The following is a 16,769-nucleotide window of genomic DNA, read 5'->3' on the forward strand; positions in this document are numbered from 1 at the left end:
TGTAATAAAAATGTTGACCATTAGAAAATTAATCCTATGATGATCATTATCTATTAATTAACCGTTATGACGCTTATGAGCATGGATTGCACTCTCGTTGAATGGACTAAAGATCGTATCTGGTATTGTGATATGCCATATCTATTAGCGGGAGCGCCTATTGGGCACCGAATGACGGTGATCCGATTAAATAACAACAAAATTTTTATTCACTCCCCAATTGAAATCACACCGACATTACGCCAACAAATTAGTCAACTTGGTGATATTGCCTATGTGGTTACTCCCAATAAAAGCCATAATATTTATCTGTCTGATTGGTGGCTAGCCTATCCTCAGGCTTACTTTTATGCGCCACCAGGACTGATTCATAAACGCAGCGATTTAACCTTTGATGATGCACTAGGTAATAAAACCTCCCTTCATTGGCAAGGGCAATTACTGCAAACAGTGATCCGTGGCAGTGATACGATGGAGGAAATTGCTTTTTGTGATCCGCAATCAAAAACACTTATTTTAGGCGATGCCTTAGCGTGGATGGTAGAAAGCACGCATCCACTGACCTTTGCAATTGCGGTTCTTAATGGCTGCTATTTTAAACCCGCAATGCCTTTGTATTGGCGTGTCACGTTTCGAAATCACACCCAACTACGACAATCGATTCAAGAAATCCTTACTTGGCCTTTTGAGCGTATTATCTTGTCGCATGGTAAAGTAATTAATAGTGATGCTAAAGCACATTTTTCCACCGCCTTTAGTTGGCTAATGCCACATAAATTGAAGATGACAACAACAAAGTAGATGTAAAAAATCACGCTTATCTATTATTTAAATATATAAGTCTTAATTGATCCCAATTCATGTGCAAGATCAATATCGCTCTTATTCTGAAGGTGCATAGTAATAAAATAACAGTAGATACCATAATCTTTATTACGATTTTAATAACAACAAATCGTCGAGGTTAGGAGTGAATTAATGAACCTATTTAAGCTTTATTCTCGTGATATTCTTGGTCTGAGCGTTATCGGATTTTTTATCTTAAGTGTGCTTGGGATAATTTTTGGTACCATTGCGTTATTCAATTATACCAGTGGTAATACAGCATTGGCGTTATCAAACGCACACCTTGCTGCGATCCACGTTACCTTTGTTATTCCCGCATTGATCATCGGCCATTACATCAATCGTCCCACTTGGGTCACTGCAGTCGAAAAAATAAAATTTGCCCGCGAAATAAAATAATTTTAAGTCTTATTTAATATAATCGCGCACCATGTTGTTATTGTCCTGCAAATTTTTGATGTAATAATGTCACCATTGCGCGCGTTTTTTCTGGTAAAAAACGCCGTGATGAATACACCAATGTCATCATAATATCGGAGTAATTAACATCCGTTAACACTTGTACTAATTTTCCCTGCTGCAAAGATTCTTGCATTAGAATATTAGGCAGTAACGCAATACCTTGCCCCAAACTTGCCATCTGCTGAATCATATTTATATCTTCAGACACCAACCGTAACCGCGTCCCTTCAGGTAACAAAGTTGCATTATGTCGACTGGCTAATAACCAATGTTGTTGCAATTCCACCATTGTTTTCGGCTCAGAATGTTGCTGTAAATATGCTGGCGATGCAAATAATCCATTACTCGATGTTAAAAATGCTTGTTGTACATAATCATGATTAATAATCTCAACCATATTAGGTAATAGTTGCAAATCAACATTTTCTCTTTCTAAGTCAATACTTTCTTGAAAATGAAGTAACTCTAATCTCACCAATGGAAACTGGCGTGCATAGGTATCTAATACCTCAACAAACATCGGCGATGAAATAAAAGAAACGGTGACAGCTAATCGTAATACACCCTGAAAACTATTTTGCTGACTTTCTAATAAATTAATAGCGTGATTAACATCTGTGAATGGCTGACTTATATGCTGATACAGTAGACGTCCATTTTCAGTTAATTCAATATGCCGCGTAGTACGAATTAATAACTGGCAATGCAGCGCTTTTTCTAATTCTTGTAAACGACGACTGACTTTTGATCGCTGCAATCCATGGGCTGTTGCAGCGGCACTGATACCACCATGTCGTACTGTTAGTATGAATAAATACAAATCATCCATTGATGCTTTCATTAAAAAAAACCTATCGTCCTATTTTTAGCTCATAAGTGTGACATTCATCACGGTATTTAATCAAGCTAATTTTACTTATACTGAGCAGCTTGATCGTGACCACTGGAATATCTCATGCCTCATTCTCACACCACTTTTCAGCGTTGGATGCGTTGTCTTATTATTGTTTTTATTTTGTTGATGACCTACATCATTATTGCCGATAGATATGTGCCTTTAACCAGTGAAAGTCGTGTTCAAGGTTATGTGGTACAAATTGCTCCTGAAGTGTCAGGCATCATTACCCAAGTCGATATTAAAAATAATCAAACAGTAACAAAAGGCGAACACCTTCTTAGTATTGATGATCAGAAATATCGCTTAGCGGTTGATCAAGCACAAGTCGCTGTAGAACAAGCACACCAACAAGAACAAGCACTGTATGCACAGGCCAGTGTTGCCCAAGCAAATATTGCCACCAGCCAAGCCAATTATAATAATGCTCATCGCGATTTTAACCGCATTAACAAATTGGCAAAAAAACAATTGGTTTCAGCATCAATGCGCGATAATGCTTATGCTAAATATCAAATGACACAAGCAAATTTAGCCGCCGCTAAACAGCAAGCAGTGGTAATACAAACTCAATTGGGCACTACACCGGGGCAAAGCACCCTTGTACTTGCTGCTGAAAATGCCTTAGCACAAGCCAAACTTAATTTAACCCATACTCAGGTCATCGCACCAAGTAACGGTGTGATCACTAATCTTCAAGTCGATATCGGTACAATGGCGAATGCTAATCAACCAATGTTGACCTTTATCCCAACGGATTCAATGTGGGTTACGGCTGATTTTAGAGAAAAATCGATTGCTAACTTTCATTCTCATTCGATGGCGTATGTCGCCTATGATGCTCTGCCTGGTCAAGTATTCCCATTAACAATCAATAATCGCGATTTTGGTGTTGCTGCCGCCCAACAAGTAGCGAATGGTCATCTTACAAATATTGTCACCAGTAACCGCTGGGTACGTGACGCTCAACGAGTACGCGTCAATTTCATCAGCGAACAGCCATTACCACCCCAATTATTTGTAGGATCTCGTGCAACAGTCGTTGTCTATCCTCAGCAAGATCCTATATGGAAATTGTTCGCAAAAATCGAAATTCACTTAGCCAGTGCGCTGCATTTTATTTACTAAACCAACTCAACTAATTATTCACGGAGTCATTACTCATGAAAACAATGCGTCTTTGGTTTGGTTGTGTTACAGGTTTAGCCGTTACTATGATATTTGGCTGGTCATATGGCTTTTTCGCCGCTTTATTACCTATTATCATTATGACAAATGCCGATCATTGGCATTGGAATAGTTTTCAGCAACTTATCGTGGGCGTTGTTTGGGTCACGATTGAAGTCAGTTTTATTAGCGGGTTTTTTCAATCATCGCCCTTGCTATTAACTGTTGTGGTAGGAATATTATTTCTCGAAAAATGTATTGCGATGAGCCATAAAAGCAGTTATTTATTTGGTTTTGTAGGCTTACTTGTCGGTTCTATTGCACTTAATTTTGCCAGTTATAGCAGCTTTGATTTAGAAGACTTTTCAATTACCTTATGGTGCTGTGCGCTTGTGACTGTTCCTATTTGTGCTCTTGCCTATTTGCTGTTTCCAGAACCAATAGCCGAAACTGCAGTAGATACAACCCACGACGCACAACGTTATGATCATATTGGTATGATAAGACAAACGGCATTAGGATGGATCATTGCCATGCTGGCATTTTTGGTGTTTCAAGTCGGCGATCTCAATGATTCGTTATCAGCACAGGCATCAATTATTATCGTACTAGCACCAATGACCTTAATTGGTTCACTGACTGCTGCCAAAATACGTATTATTGGTACTTTTCTTGGATGTTTAGCTGGCTTAATTATTCAAGTAGGACTCTATACGTGGTCTGATAACGGCATATTACTTATTATGGCTTATGCAATTGCTGCTGGATTTTTCTGCTCGTGGTTAGCACTAGGTACCATCAAATCAAGTATTGGTCTTTCAGCTATGGCTGCACTAAGTGTTCCACTTACAACATCATTAATACCTGATCAAAAAGATGCTGTATTTGCTATTTTCTATCGCTTTAGTTCTATTTTTGTAGCGGTCGTTTTAACCTCAATGGCTATTTGGATCATCCATCACTTTCTCGTTCGAGTGATTAAATCACCCACTGAGCATTTTAATCATGGTTAAGATATTTAGTAAAAATATAGTGAATGGACAAATTAACTATGCCACTTCACTCTCTATCATTATCTATCCAATTTAAATCAACGAAGCAATGTAAGACTACATCTGATTGTTGGATTTCACCCTTATCTGGAAACACTATTTACAACGCATCTGAAATCGATATAGACCATGTAGTACCTCTAAAATGGTCATGGGATCACGGTTCCAGCTTCTGAACAGATGAGAAATGTGAGAAATTTGCTAATGCTCCTGAAAATCTATTAAGCGTAGAAGCATCACTTCATCGTCAGAAAGGCGCTAAAGGTCTACCACCAAAAAATCAGTATCGTATATTGTGAGGTTTATTCGTGTATCTAACTCAATAGCCTTACAGTAAAAAGGAAAAACCAGACTATTGCGTGCTTGGTCGACTTAACGACAATCAATAATGAGAATTATTTGCAATTGTGTGATCGTTTATTTATTCTTTGCCTACGACAACAATTCGAATAGAGTATCCATACCTTCAAATGAGTAACTCATTATTCTTCAAACGTCTTTTCAAGTATTCCAAACAAGTCACGCCTTACCTTGATGGACAAATTAAAACTCTAGCCAGCAACAGCGTTGAACAAAGCATTATTCAAATTGAGTACAACAGTTCCGAAGTTATTCGCAACCTATATGAAAATTTAAAGCACTCTAACCCAGAAGCTGGAGCAGCTTATTGGCTAACTCGTACCTGGGGTCTGCTTTGTTGGCAACCTATTTACACTGCGTTTATTTCGATCTACGCCTGTCGCGGATTGCCTCAGTTATCCTCTATAGCTCAGCACGTTCATGAAGGTTATGTCGCAGGTTATCAGCTTCAATCACAATCCTACATCAAAGGAACAAACGAAGAACTTATCCTGGAAGCAGGAAAAGAACTCAACAAACTTTTTAATTATTTCCGCAACGAGATAAACTCTTGGACGCGCATTCGCCCGGGATTTACCGCACATTTATTTGCTGATGCAATATTCGGTTGTTTAGTAAAACTTAGCCAATTTTATCCTTCACTATCGGAACAATACCTGCTAAATCAAGCTCAGTTATGGTTAAAAGCTTGCAACTTACCAGAGAAATTATTGAAGTCGCTCAACTACAACAAGCAATCAAAAGAGCTTGTTCTCGTGAGAACAAGCTGCTGTTTAGTCTATAAATGCCAAGGACAAAACCTTTGCAGCGACTGCCCCAGAGCTTGGAAATCGGCTAATCATTCCCCCTAGAAGACGATAAGCCTTCAAAGCCAATAAGTTCTATGGCTTTTAGGCTCAGTCTCACCAGACAAACTTTTCTATCGCACTTCGCGTTCAAAATAAACCAATTGAGCGGTTTTGGAGGTTAACTCCACTTGTTCACCAAACACAAAGCCTAAACGTTCAAATCGACTTAGCGCCTTGATATTATGAGAATCTGGCTCAGCAACAATTCTCTTGTTATCTGAATTAGAAAAAACGTAGTCTTTAATCGTATTGAATATACCTTGTGTAAACCCAGCAACAGGATTTTTAGCGGGAGCGACAAAAATATGTAAGCCGATATCCCCAGCTTGAGTTACAAATTTATCCCCGACCTCTTCATATCTTGGGTCATAAAGCTGGACAAGTGCCACTGACTGATTTTCAAACGCGATAAAAAATATATCGTGATGAGGGTGCACATCTAAATATTGGTAAATAAACTCGATATACTGCTTATCATAATTTGCCATCCCCCAGAATTGAGCACGCTCTTGTGTCACCCAAGAATGAATTAAGTCACTGTCATGTTTAGGGTTAACGGGCCGAACTTCAAACCTTCCCAAGCCATTCACTGCATGACTGTAATTACACAGGTTAACTTCACTAAGCTCAACCGTTGACTCTAAGCGCATCTCGTCCCATTCGACCGAAACTGGAACAAGACTTCCTTGACGCCAAATATCAAATTGATTGCTGAAGTGTTCATGCACTGGGTCATCATTTGCGCCAAATTGAACGATCCACTGGCTATTTTCAATATTCTCGAGATCCCAAATATATCGCGCTACTGGCGCTCGCCAACAGCTATGCGTTAAGCCTGGGACACTATATGACGACAACACGCAATCATGATCACCACCAATACCGGGCCAAGAATTTAAACGTTCGTCTCTGTAAGTATTCCAAGGTGTAATTGTATGAATCTCTGCCCACGTCTCATCAAGATGCTGTTCGGCTGACAAATCAATCAATGATTTTCTGACGATAGATGTTACATCTAAACCAAGATCTTCGTTGGTCAACAAGGTGTTTAATGCAAAAGCAATACGTGAGGTCAAACTTAACCAAGGGTAGAATAATTCGGAGTATTCGCTCTGTTCGATGATTGAGTTCATCACTTGAAAGTCAGGCACTTTAGATACTTGCTGAACAACATTCGCGCGTAACTTGGAAAAAAGAGCAGCCTCAACGCTATTCGCTTCCATATTACAGTCCCAACGAATCAAAATTTGTTGAAGCCTAAACGCCGCTTGAGACAAATCTGACAAAGATACAACTATATCTAAAATAATTGGGGCTGTGCTTAAATAAGTGTCGGTATGTATTTGCTGCACTTCGCCTACAGACCACAAGTCTCTAAAGTTGACCAAAGATAAAATGCGATTCGCTCGATGTTCTGGAGAGAATTCTGTTCCCATCTCAGAAGCTAAGCCACGTTGGTTAGCCATTACCACCGCTTGCTCGCTGTTGTCACTTCGTTTTCCTTCTATACGTCCAGTCCATACAGAATCAGGGCTCCAAGCAGGTACTATACGTTTGAAGTTTTCTGTCGAGCGCTCAGGCACATGCCCTACAACCTTACTGATAAATTTACCATTAACATCAGATACTTGAAGAACATTAACTGGCTCAACCCAATATAAAAATGCTTGCTCGACATCATCAACAGACTCAGCGTGTAACAAAGATCTTAACGCTTCAAAACCCGAGACCGAATATTTTCGCGCTGGCAGTTGAATACTGATAGGCAAACGCGCATCTCTACCTTCAACAATAATCGGGCCCCGTGGCGTTTCGAGTACATCAATTTTTACACTCTTTTCACCCCGGACTTCAATGACTTCTTTGCATATATCTACAGGCTCTTCACCTTCGGGCCCTTGGCAATAGTACGCATCACCTTTTTGATAAATACGCTCAAAGAATAAATCTTGATAATCAGCCATAGCATTGGTAATCGACCAAGCAACTGATCCTGCATGCCCGAAATGTGCAATCCCAGGAATACCGGGAATTGCAAAGCCTAACACCGTATATTCGTCACACGATAAATGAACCTGTTGATAGCAGCATGGCAATTCAATAACTCGATGAGGATCGCCGGCCTGAATAGACTTACCCGACAAGGTCTTAGAGGGAGGAATATACCATCCGTTGCTTTCTGCTCGCCACAAATCTTCAGAAGTAAAGTAATCAAGGTACTGCTCACCTAGCCTTTGAATGAGTTCCTCTCGCCATATTTTGCTCGGGAACCCTCCCATCAAAATATGAGTTGAAAACCAAACGCTAATTGGTGTCCAAGGCTCCCATGCTTGCGGTTCAATAGCATGCTTCTCAAAAGCTGTATTTTTATTTTTCCCAAGTGCTGAATTGACACCTTTCACATACTCGCATAGCCATTCACGAGTATCCGAATCTAGTTGTTGAAAACAGTTTATTGCAGTCTCATCTAACTTAGAACGTCTGGCGAACTTATCCCATTCTAGATATTCCTTGCCTAAAGCAGCAGCACTAACCCCTTTTGATCTTAAACGCTCTACTTCCAGTTGCCATCCTCGATCTAGAGCTACGTTAACCCCTTGAGCATAGGCAAGTTCAAGTTCAGAGCCCGCTCTTATGTGTGGGATTCCCCATTTATCTCGATAAATTTGAAACGACATAATTGTTATATTCCTTTAACCAATATGCAAATCGTAATGATAATCATTATTATATACACTTGAAAAATTTTATGTTAATTATAAAAGATTAAAAATCAATCATAAAAATCAATATAAAGGGAAATTAAAATGATAAGTACTGATTCGCTCAACGCAGTACACTCTGGCAGTCAAAAAACGCCAGAACCCACCGAGTTTATTTTTAACCAAGCTAACCTTCAAGCCTATGAAGCCTGCCTGATTCAAGGCCTAAATTTAGTAAGAAGTCGTTTGGAGAACACTAGTAAACCGTTCAGTGGCATTCTTCCAAAAGAATTAGCCCTTCAATTTACCAACTTAGAGCTCGATCAACCTCTAGAGTCCATTTCCGATGCATTAAAAGAATTGGAATCACTTTACCTAAAAGATGCCATTTATTTTCACCATCCTAAATACATGGCTCACTTAAACTGCCCTATCGTCTACCCTGCCATTTTGGCTGAGCAGATCCTCTCTTCGATCAACTCATCTCTCGATACATGGGATCAAAGCGCAGGTGGCACACTTATTGAGCAGAAACTGCTTGATTGGACTGCGAAAAAAATTGGTTACAATCGTCAGGCTGACGGAATTTTTACTAGTGGTGGAACACAATCCAACCTAATGGCGATGCTATTGGCGCGAGACAACTACTGCGCTAACAAAGGCAGTCATAATGTCCGAGAGCAAGGCCTTCCCTCCTATGGGCACAAATTCCGTATCTTCACTTCAGAATTAAGCCACTTCAGTATTCAAAAATCGTCAGCTCTATTAGGGCTCGGATACAACTCAGTGGTACCCGTTGCGGTTGATGAATACTTCAGAATGGACATCAATGCTCTAAGAAATGAGGTCAAAAAAACCATCGACCAAGGACTGATTCCATTAGCCATTGTTGCGACAACGGGAACAACTGACTTTGGTAGTGTCGATCCAGTTCACGAGATAGCCCAGCTTTGTCACCAATTCGATATTTGGATGCACGTCGATGCGGCCTATGGATGCGGCACTTTAGTTTCAGAGAACAATCGACACCTTCTATCGGGTATCGAAAATGCAGATTCCGTCACCGTTGATTATCATAAATCTTTCTTCCAACCTGTCAGTTGCGGCGCTTTTTTCGCTAAAGACAAGTCTAAGTTAAGCCTTATCACACACCACGCCGAGTACTTAAACCCATTGAGTCAAAAGCAAGAAGGCACACCCAACCTAGTCGATAAAAGCTTACAAACGACTCGACGCTTTGATTCGTTAAAACTATGGCTAACATTGAGAATTATGGGTGCAGATAAGATTGGGGCTATCTTTGATCAAGTCATGCAACTTGCCAAAGATAGTCACCGACTTTACCAAGACGACAAAAGCTTAGAACTGCTGCATAGGCCAGAAATCAGCACACTGGTATTCCGATTTGTGCCTTCTCACCCAACAACTGATGAAGAAATCGATAAAGCCAATGAACATATTCGCAAAGCAATTTTCCGTAGCGGAGAAGCGGTTATCGCCAGTACTCAAGTTAAAGGGAAACGCTACCTAAAATTCACCTTGCTCAATCCAGCCACTCAAATCGAACATATTGAGGAAGTAGTCGAGCTAATCAAAACGCTGGGTCAGCAATATTTCTCAATCACAAATGATCAAAATCTCGAACAAAGTTCTCAACCTAACGCAGTTTGCATGGAGTCTCTGTAATGAACAATCCCGTCTACGATTTTATCGCGATCGGCTTAGGGCCGTTCAATCTTGGTTTAGCCGCGCTTACCCACACTTTAGATGATGTAAATGGCTTGTTCCTAGACAAAAATGAAGGGTTTGATTGGCACCCAGGCATGATGCTCGAAAACGCCCACCTGCAAACGACTTTTATGTCAGATCTAGTGACGCTAGCTGATCCAACTCATCCACTTAGCTTTCTTAATTATATCAAGCAACAAGGCCGACTTTACTCCTTTTATATCCGCGAAGATTTCTTCTTAATGCGTAAGGAATACAATCAATATTGCCAATGGGCAACTAAACAAATTTCCACTATACGTTTCCAGCACAATGTCACCTTGGTTAACTACGACCGAGAAAAAGATATTTACCAAGTTGAAGCACAAGATTTAGCAAACAACTCTTTAGTCACATTTCATTGCCGACATCTAGTGCTTGGTACTGGTCCAACTACGCATATTCCCGACACATGTAAGGAATATGCAGGTAACTTAACCCACACTTCCAACTATTTATTCAACAAAAATCAATTGCAACAAAACAAATCAATCACCATTGTTGGCGGGGGGCAAAGCGCTGCTGAAATCTATTATGATCTTCTCCAAGATATTGATAGCAAAGGCTATCAGTTAAACTGGATCACACGCTCGCCGCGATTTTTTCCGCTTGAGTACAGCAAGCTCACATTAGAAATGACCTCTCCTGAATATGTTGACTATTTCTATCACCTGCCACCAGCCAAACGCGATCAACTGATAGCGAAACAAAAGCATCTTTATAAAGGCATTAATACCTGTCTTATCAACGATATCTTTGACCTACTTTATGTAAAAAAACTCGATGGTGAAGTGAATACCCGCCTAATGACCAATACCACCTTAGAGCAAGTTTCCCGTTCAAACGATAATTTTACACTTGGTCTATATCAAGACGAGCAAGAGTCGGCATTTAAGCTGGACACACAAGGACTGATATTGGCAACAGGTTATACCTACCAACTGCCGGATTTTTTAGAAGGGATCAATAGTGAGATTAAATGGGACAACCAAGGCCGATTTGATGTAAACCGCAACTACAGTATCGATAAGCGAGGCAAACGCATATTTGTACAAAATGCAGAATTACACACTCATGGTTTTGTTACGCCAGATCTCGGAATGGCCTGCTATCGCAACTCAATTCTAATTAAAGAAATCACAGGAATAGAACACTACCCAATAGAAAAGCGCATCGCCTTCCAAGAGTTCGCTACACCGGTACAAGAGGGAGTGCTAACAACGATATGAGGAGCCTAAAGTTTTCTCTCATTGTTCTTACATTGGCGTCTGTGGTAGCAGACTCCATTTTCTCGAGTGTATCTTTTTTAAAACATTGGTGTTATCGCTGCGTCCTTCGCGGTCGGACACATAGTGCAAAGCAGTCCACTGGCTTCTTTTTTTTTGCCGCCGCCATTGGCCTATCAGGCAGCTTAATATACTTAGTCTTCGCGTTTAAAGATAAAATCCGTATCACTTCGACTGGCATTCAGGAGGCCCAATGAAGATCCCTTTTACTATGATCGATGAATTACTTGGTGAAATTAGTTTCGAGCCACTAAACCTAGAAAATCATATCCAACAAGTTCACACCTGGACAACAGCGAAGCACGCCTCATTCTGGGGAATGCAGGGTTATAACCAGCAACAAGTGTTCGAATTTTATAAGGACTTAGAGCAAGGCAAGTACACCGACACATTTATTGGTTCTGTGGCTGGCGAACCTTGTTTTTTGGTTGAGCTCTATGACCCGAGACTGGATCAAGTCGGCAAACACTATGACGTGCAGATTGGCGATAAGGGCATGCACATACTGATTGCCGCAACAGAAAAACCTCAGTCAGGTTTTACTTATGCTGTGTTTAAGTCGGTACTGCACTTTATGTTTCAAGATTCGAGTATCTCACGAGTTATTGTCGAGCCCGACCACAGCAATCACAAAATCCATCGACTCAACAAGCGAGCGGGATTTCAACACATTAAACGCATTCAAATGGGTAACAAGTTAGCCAACTTAGCATTTTGTACCAAGCAACAATTTTATACCACGTTATCTCTACAAAACGAGGCACAAAATATGGACATTCAACAACAGCCAGAACTCGCCACGGCTTCAATCAACACCTCTACTTGGGACAAGATAAACCGACTCCATATTAGAAAGTGCCTAGCTGAGCTCAGTCACGAAAGAATATTGCATCCCGAGCAGATCTCCCAAAGTGGTGACTGGGGTGGATATACACTTTCACCTGAAGATGGAAGCATTGAATACTCTTTCAAAGCAAAGCGACTTGCGCTGGAACATTGGCTCATTGATAGCAACTCGATTAAGAAGCGAATTGATAGTATCGAGGCAAAACTAGACTCAGTCAGCTTTATTATTGAGTTTTCATCAATATTGCAAATCCCACAAAAGCTGCTTCCAACATACTTGGAAGAAATCACCAGCACCTTATATTCAGCAGCCTTTAAAGAAAACAAGCAATGGCTTAGCTCAGAAGAGCTTCTTAACGCCGATTTTCAACAAGTTGAATCCGCTATGAGTGAAGGCCACCCTGCCTTTATCGCCAACAATGGTCGAATTGGTTTCGATGCACACGACTTTGTTCACTATGCTCCTGAAGCAGGAAAACCAATATCTTTGATTTGGCTCGCTGGGCATAAAAGTCGTACGGAATTTTCGCATAGCCCCGAAATCAGCTACGACTCTTTATTAGAACAAGAGCTGGATATCACTACTCAAGAAGCATTTGCTGCAAAAATTTCTGCCAAAGGCCAAAACCCTGAAGAGTATACCCTGATCCCTGTTCACCCTTGGCAATGGTTTAACAAGCTAGCTAATATCTATGGACCAGATATTGCCTCAAATAATCTAATTTGCTTGGGCTATGGAGATGATAGCTACCAAGCTCAGCAATCGATCAGGACTTTCTTCAACCGAAGCAATCCAAATAAATACTATGTAAAAACTGCACTATCTGTTCTCAACATGGGTTTTATGCGCGGACTATCGGCCTACTACATGCGCACAACTCCTGCGATCAATGACTGGGTTTATTCGCTAATAAAAGAGGATAGCTACCTGAAAAACAAAGAGTTTCATATCCTTAGAGAGATTGCCGCAACGGGTTATCGCAATCCTTACTACGAGCATGAGACTCTAAAAGACAACCCTTACAAAAAGATGCTCGCAGCGTTGTGGCGCGAAAGCCCTGTTAAATTGCTTGAGGCTGACCAACGTTTAATGACTATGGCATCGCTGCTCCATGTTGACCCAAGCAACACTGCGTTGTTACCAACTTTGATAAACGCATCTGGATTGTCGACAAAAACTTGGTTAGAAAGATACTTGGATGCATACCTTTCACCACTGCTGCACTGTTACTACCAACACAGCTTGGTATTCATGCCTCACGGTGAAAACCTCATATTAATCTTTGAAAACCATGTGCCCGTCAAAGCTATCATGAAAGACATTGGCGAAGAGATTTACTTACTAAACTCAGATACTGAACTACCAGAGAATGTACAGCGAATCTCCATTCGAGTGCCCGCTGAAGAGGAAACCCTATCTTTCCATACCGATGTATTTGACTGCTTCTTCCGCTACATGAGCGCAATTTTGGTTGAGCACGGTGATTTCCCTGAAAATAAGTTTTGGCAGCTTGTGGCAAACTGCATTCATCAATACCAAGCGAGTAACTCTCACCTACAAGACAAATTTGTCAAACATGATTTGTTCTCAGATGACTTTGCACATTCTTGTTTGAACCGTCTGCAACTGGCGAACAACCAACAAATGGTCGACCTCACTGATCCTGCTGGAAGTTTGAAATTTGCAGGTAAACTAAAAAACCCAATTGCTCAATTTGCTCAACGAGCACCAAACACAAATTCTGTAACATCTAAGCAAAGTGCTGAGGTTTAAGAATGGAGGCTTTTTCTCAACCGAATATTCCTATGTTTGTTACCGTCGTACCCAACAGGCCACTCATGTTGGAGGACATTGCAGATCATAGTTGTTAGCCTCGCTGGCAGCTACAACGGGTCTTTCAAAAAGAGAGCGGTTATATAGCGTAGTAAGTTATGTGCGCGAATTTAAGCTCAGTGAGGCGGCCAACCGCCTTACTAAAAACTCAGATAGAGTTATTGATATTGCAATGGCTTTGGCTCGGAAATCAGTTTCAGTCGCTCTTTGAAACAGGTTTACTGCATCAGTCCTAGTGCCTATCGAAAGCAAAATAACCCTATTATTCAACCTGTAGTTAACCTTCAACTTCGATTTATACCCTTAGGCATAGTTACTTAATGGCTATGCCTATAAATCCTCACACTTCAGGTGGTTATAAGTTTGTTAATAAAAATTAACCAACTTGCACAAAATTGTTAGGTTTTCCTTTGTTGCCAAGCTAGAATGCAAATGATTTTTATTCTCATTGATAAGAACAGTGGAGGAAAACATGGATATTCCAGCTGCAGGCCTAAAGCGGACAATTATTGCGCCTTTATTTTTGGCACTTTTTTCAACATCACTTTTCGCTGAAGACCAAAATGACACAGTCGCTCACCCCAACAATAATAAATCGACAAAACAAGACGACGCTATCACCGTATACAACACTATTACCGTATATGGTCAAACTTACCGCAACACCGCGACCAAAACCACGTTAGAGCCAGAGGAAACACCACAAGGTTTAACCGTTATTGATAACGAACAGCTTCAGCAACGCGAAGTTCAATCACTCAACCAAGCTTTACGTTATACACCGGGCCTGGTCACCGAAACCAAAGGTGCGTCAGTGACCATGTACGATACATATAAAGTGCGTGGTTTTGATGTAAATCAAAGCTACTACGACGGATTGGTTCTGCCCTACTTAAGTGGTTGGAACTTCCAAGCTCAAGCCGACCCTATTGCTGTCCAGCAAATTGAGGTATTTAAAGGCCCAACATCGGTACTTTACGGGGCGATGAATCCCGGCGGCATGGTGAATATGATTGCCAAATCGCCACAAATGGAACACTCAACGACAGTGGATGTGGGTGCTGGTTCTCGCAATCTGATGAAAGCCTCGGTTGATACCACAGGTCAGATAGGTGATAGCAACTTATCGTACCGTTTTATTGGCTTAGCTAGAAAGCAAGATAGCCAAGTCGATACGGCCACCAATGAACGCTATGTCGTGGCTCCGTCGCTAAACTGGCAGGTTTCGGATAAAACTCTGGTTAACTTTAACCTGTACTACCAAAATGATCCTGCAATGGGGATCAACTCGGCTTTACCCGTATCTGGAATGTTTATTAGCAATTCAAATGGCTCAACATCGCCTTCTACTTTCGCTAGTGATGGGAACTGGGATAGCTTTAAGCGCGATTTCGTTATGGCGGGCTATAAAATCGACCACCAATTCAATGATCAGTGGTCGTTTTTACAAAATGCACGTTATACCAATGGCTCGCTGCACCAGAAAAATACTTATTCAATGTCGTTTACAGAATCCGGAAGCAATGCTGGCCAATTGCAACGGAACATATATAGCACAGATGAAAACCTGAAAGCTTTCACGATAGACAACCAATTTTCTGGCAAATTAAAGCTTAACCGCTGGGAACATAATTTATTGTTTGGACTTGACTATCAAACAATGAATGGCAGTTCAAATTACAAAGAATATGACACCAGCAGTATTGCCAATTGGAATCAATTTAATATTTTTAGTCCAAACAATAACCTCATCGTCAATCCAAGATCTTTATCAGTTAAGAGCACAACCATTACAGATGTTGACTTATACCAAACGGGATTCTATCTCCAGGATCAAATTCGTCACGATAAATTAGTTCTCCTTACAGGTGGCCGTTTTGATACCTATAAGTTAAATACTCTTACCAATGGCACTATTCCTTCATCAATCGATCAGAATGCTTTTACTTACCGTGTAGGAGCTTTATACACCTTCGATAATGGTATAGCGCCTTATGTTAGCTATGCGACTGGGTTTGAGCCGACGACGGGTACGGACAGCAACGGAAATGCTTACAAGCCAGAGACAAGTGAACAAGTTGAAGTGGGTATGAAATATCAAGCCCCTGATCTGTCGAAAAGTGCCTCGATTTCGCTGTTCCATATTCTAAAGAATGACACCTTGGTCGCAAACCCAGATAACTACACAAATCCAAAACTTCAAGTGGGCCAAGTTCGCTCTCAAGGGGTTGAGCTACAAGGAAAGTGGTTTGTCACTTCTAATCTGGATATCTCGCCAAGCTATACCTACACGGATATGCAAATTACCAAAGATGCGAGCTCGAATCTTAAAGGCACAACGCCAATTTATGTACCAACTCATGCCGCATCGATTTGGGCAAACTACAACTTCTACGACGGAGCCTTAGCAGGTACTCGTGTCAGTGGCGGTGCGAGATATGTTGGCACAATGCAGATGGATTCAACCAACACCGAAGGCAAGGTTCCTACTTATACGATTACCGATTTATCGCTTGGTTATGACTTAAGTGAACTTAGTCGCGGCTTATCTGGCGTAACTGCTAATTTCCTAGTTAATAACGTATTCAATACAACGAACTATACCTGTTTCAACAGCACAAACTGTTGGTATGGAGAAGAACGTTCTGTAGAGCTACATGTCAAATATGAGATGTAAATAGACTCAAGCTCAAGTTAACCAAGC

The 16,769-nt window shown here is 40.9% G+C and carries 11 protein-coding genes and 1 pseudogene; 10 read left to right on the forward strand and 2 right to left on the reverse strand.

Features of this window, described 5'->3' with window-relative positions; all coding sequences use genetic code 11:
* Window positions 1-81 precede the first annotated feature (81 nt).
* Entirely contained in the window at window positions 82-801 is a 720-nt protein-coding gene (locus tag BTO21_RS14925; protein WP_045030323.1) for a DUF4336 domain-containing protein, read from the forward strand.
* A 177-nt stretch (window positions 802-978) separates the two neighbouring features.
* Window positions 979-1,245 carry a hypothetical protein gene (locus tag BTO21_RS14930; RefSeq protein ID WP_045030322.1) on the forward strand — a complete coding sequence of 89 codons (267 nt, stop codon included), beginning with the start codon at window positions 979-981 and terminating at the stop codon, window positions 1,243-1,245.
* A gap of 37 nt (window positions 1,246-1,282) precedes the next feature.
* Here the strand turns inward: BTO21_RS14930 and BTO21_RS14935 are convergent, their stop codons facing one another.
* On the reverse strand, window positions 1,283-2,149 hold the full coding sequence (locus BTO21_RS14935; protein WP_045030321.1) for a LysR family transcriptional regulator: 867 nt from the start codon (window positions 2,147-2,149) through the stop codon (window positions 1,283-1,285).
* Between the two features lie 114 nt (window positions 2,150-2,263).
* Here BTO21_RS14935 and BTO21_RS14940 point away from each other — a divergent pair, with 114 nt between their 5' ends.
* The 3 genes from BTO21_RS14940 (at window position 2,264) to BTO21_RS14950 (ending at window position 5,633) form a co-directional block, all read left to right on the forward strand.
* Complete coding sequence (locus BTO21_RS14940; RefSeq protein WP_045030319.1) at window positions 2,264-3,331, forward strand: HlyD family secretion protein; 1,068 nt, start codon at window positions 2,264-2,266, stop codon at window positions 3,329-3,331.
* A gap of 35 nt (window positions 3,332-3,366) precedes the next feature.
* A complete protein-coding gene (locus BTO21_RS14945; RefSeq protein ID WP_045030318.1) occupies window positions 3,367-4,383 on the forward strand; it encodes a DUF2955 domain-containing protein in 1,017 nt (338 codons plus the stop codon).
* A gap of 509 nt (window positions 4,384-4,892) precedes the next feature.
* Window positions 4,893-5,633, forward strand: coding sequence for a siderophore ferric iron reductase (locus tag BTO21_RS14950; RefSeq protein ID WP_105026889.1), 741 nt, complete (start codon window positions 4,893-4,895; stop codon window positions 5,631-5,633).
* A gap of 68 nt (window positions 5,634-5,701) precedes the next feature.
* Here BTO21_RS14950 and BTO21_RS14955 read toward each other — a convergent pair whose 3' ends face one another.
* Window positions 5,702-8,308, reverse strand: a complete 2,607-nt coding sequence (locus BTO21_RS14955; protein ID WP_045030317.1) for a GNAT family N-acetyltransferase — start codon at window positions 8,306-8,308, stop codon at window positions 5,702-5,704.
* Between the two features lie 129 nt (window positions 8,309-8,437).
* Between BTO21_RS14955 and BTO21_RS14960 the strand changes: the two genes are divergently transcribed.
* The 5 genes and pseudogenes from BTO21_RS14960 (at window position 8,438) to BTO21_RS14980 (ending at window position 16,742) form a co-directional block, all read left to right on the forward strand.
* Window positions 8,438-10,018, forward strand: a complete 1,581-nt coding sequence (locus BTO21_RS14960) for a pyridoxal phosphate-dependent decarboxylase family protein (RefSeq protein WP_082056876.1) — start codon at window positions 8,438-8,440, stop codon at window positions 10,016-10,018.
* Window positions 10,018-11,328: a lysine N(6)-hydroxylase/L-ornithine N(5)-oxygenase family protein gene (locus tag BTO21_RS14965; protein WP_045030316.1), complete on the forward strand. Its 1,311-nt coding sequence runs from the start codon at window positions 10,018-10,020 to the stop codon at window positions 11,326-11,328. Before BTO21_RS14960 ends, BTO21_RS14965 begins: the two co-directional genes overlap by 1 nt.
* A gap of 250 nt (window positions 11,329-11,578) precedes the next feature.
* Entirely contained in the window at window positions 11,579-14,005 is a 2,427-nt protein-coding gene (locus tag BTO21_RS14975; RefSeq protein ID WP_045030315.1) for a GNAT family N-acetyltransferase, read from the forward strand.
* Window positions 14,006-14,007: 2 nt separating this feature from the next.
* Window positions 14,008-14,314 (forward strand): annotated as a pseudogene (locus BTO21_RS20280) (helix-turn-helix transcriptional regulator); the annotation flags it as partial.
* 223 nt (window positions 14,315-14,537) lie between these two features.
* Complete coding sequence (locus BTO21_RS14980; RefSeq protein WP_045030314.1) at window positions 14,538-16,742, forward strand: TonB-dependent siderophore receptor; 2,205 nt, start codon at window positions 14,538-14,540, stop codon at window positions 16,740-16,742.
* The last annotated feature ends 27 nt before the right edge of the window (window positions 16,743-16,769 follow it).

Origin of the sequence: Photobacterium phosphoreum (assembly GCF_002954725.1) — a bacterium.
GTDB classification, from domain to species: Bacteria; Pseudomonadota; Gammaproteobacteria; order Enterobacterales; family Vibrionaceae; genus Photobacterium; species Photobacterium phosphoreum.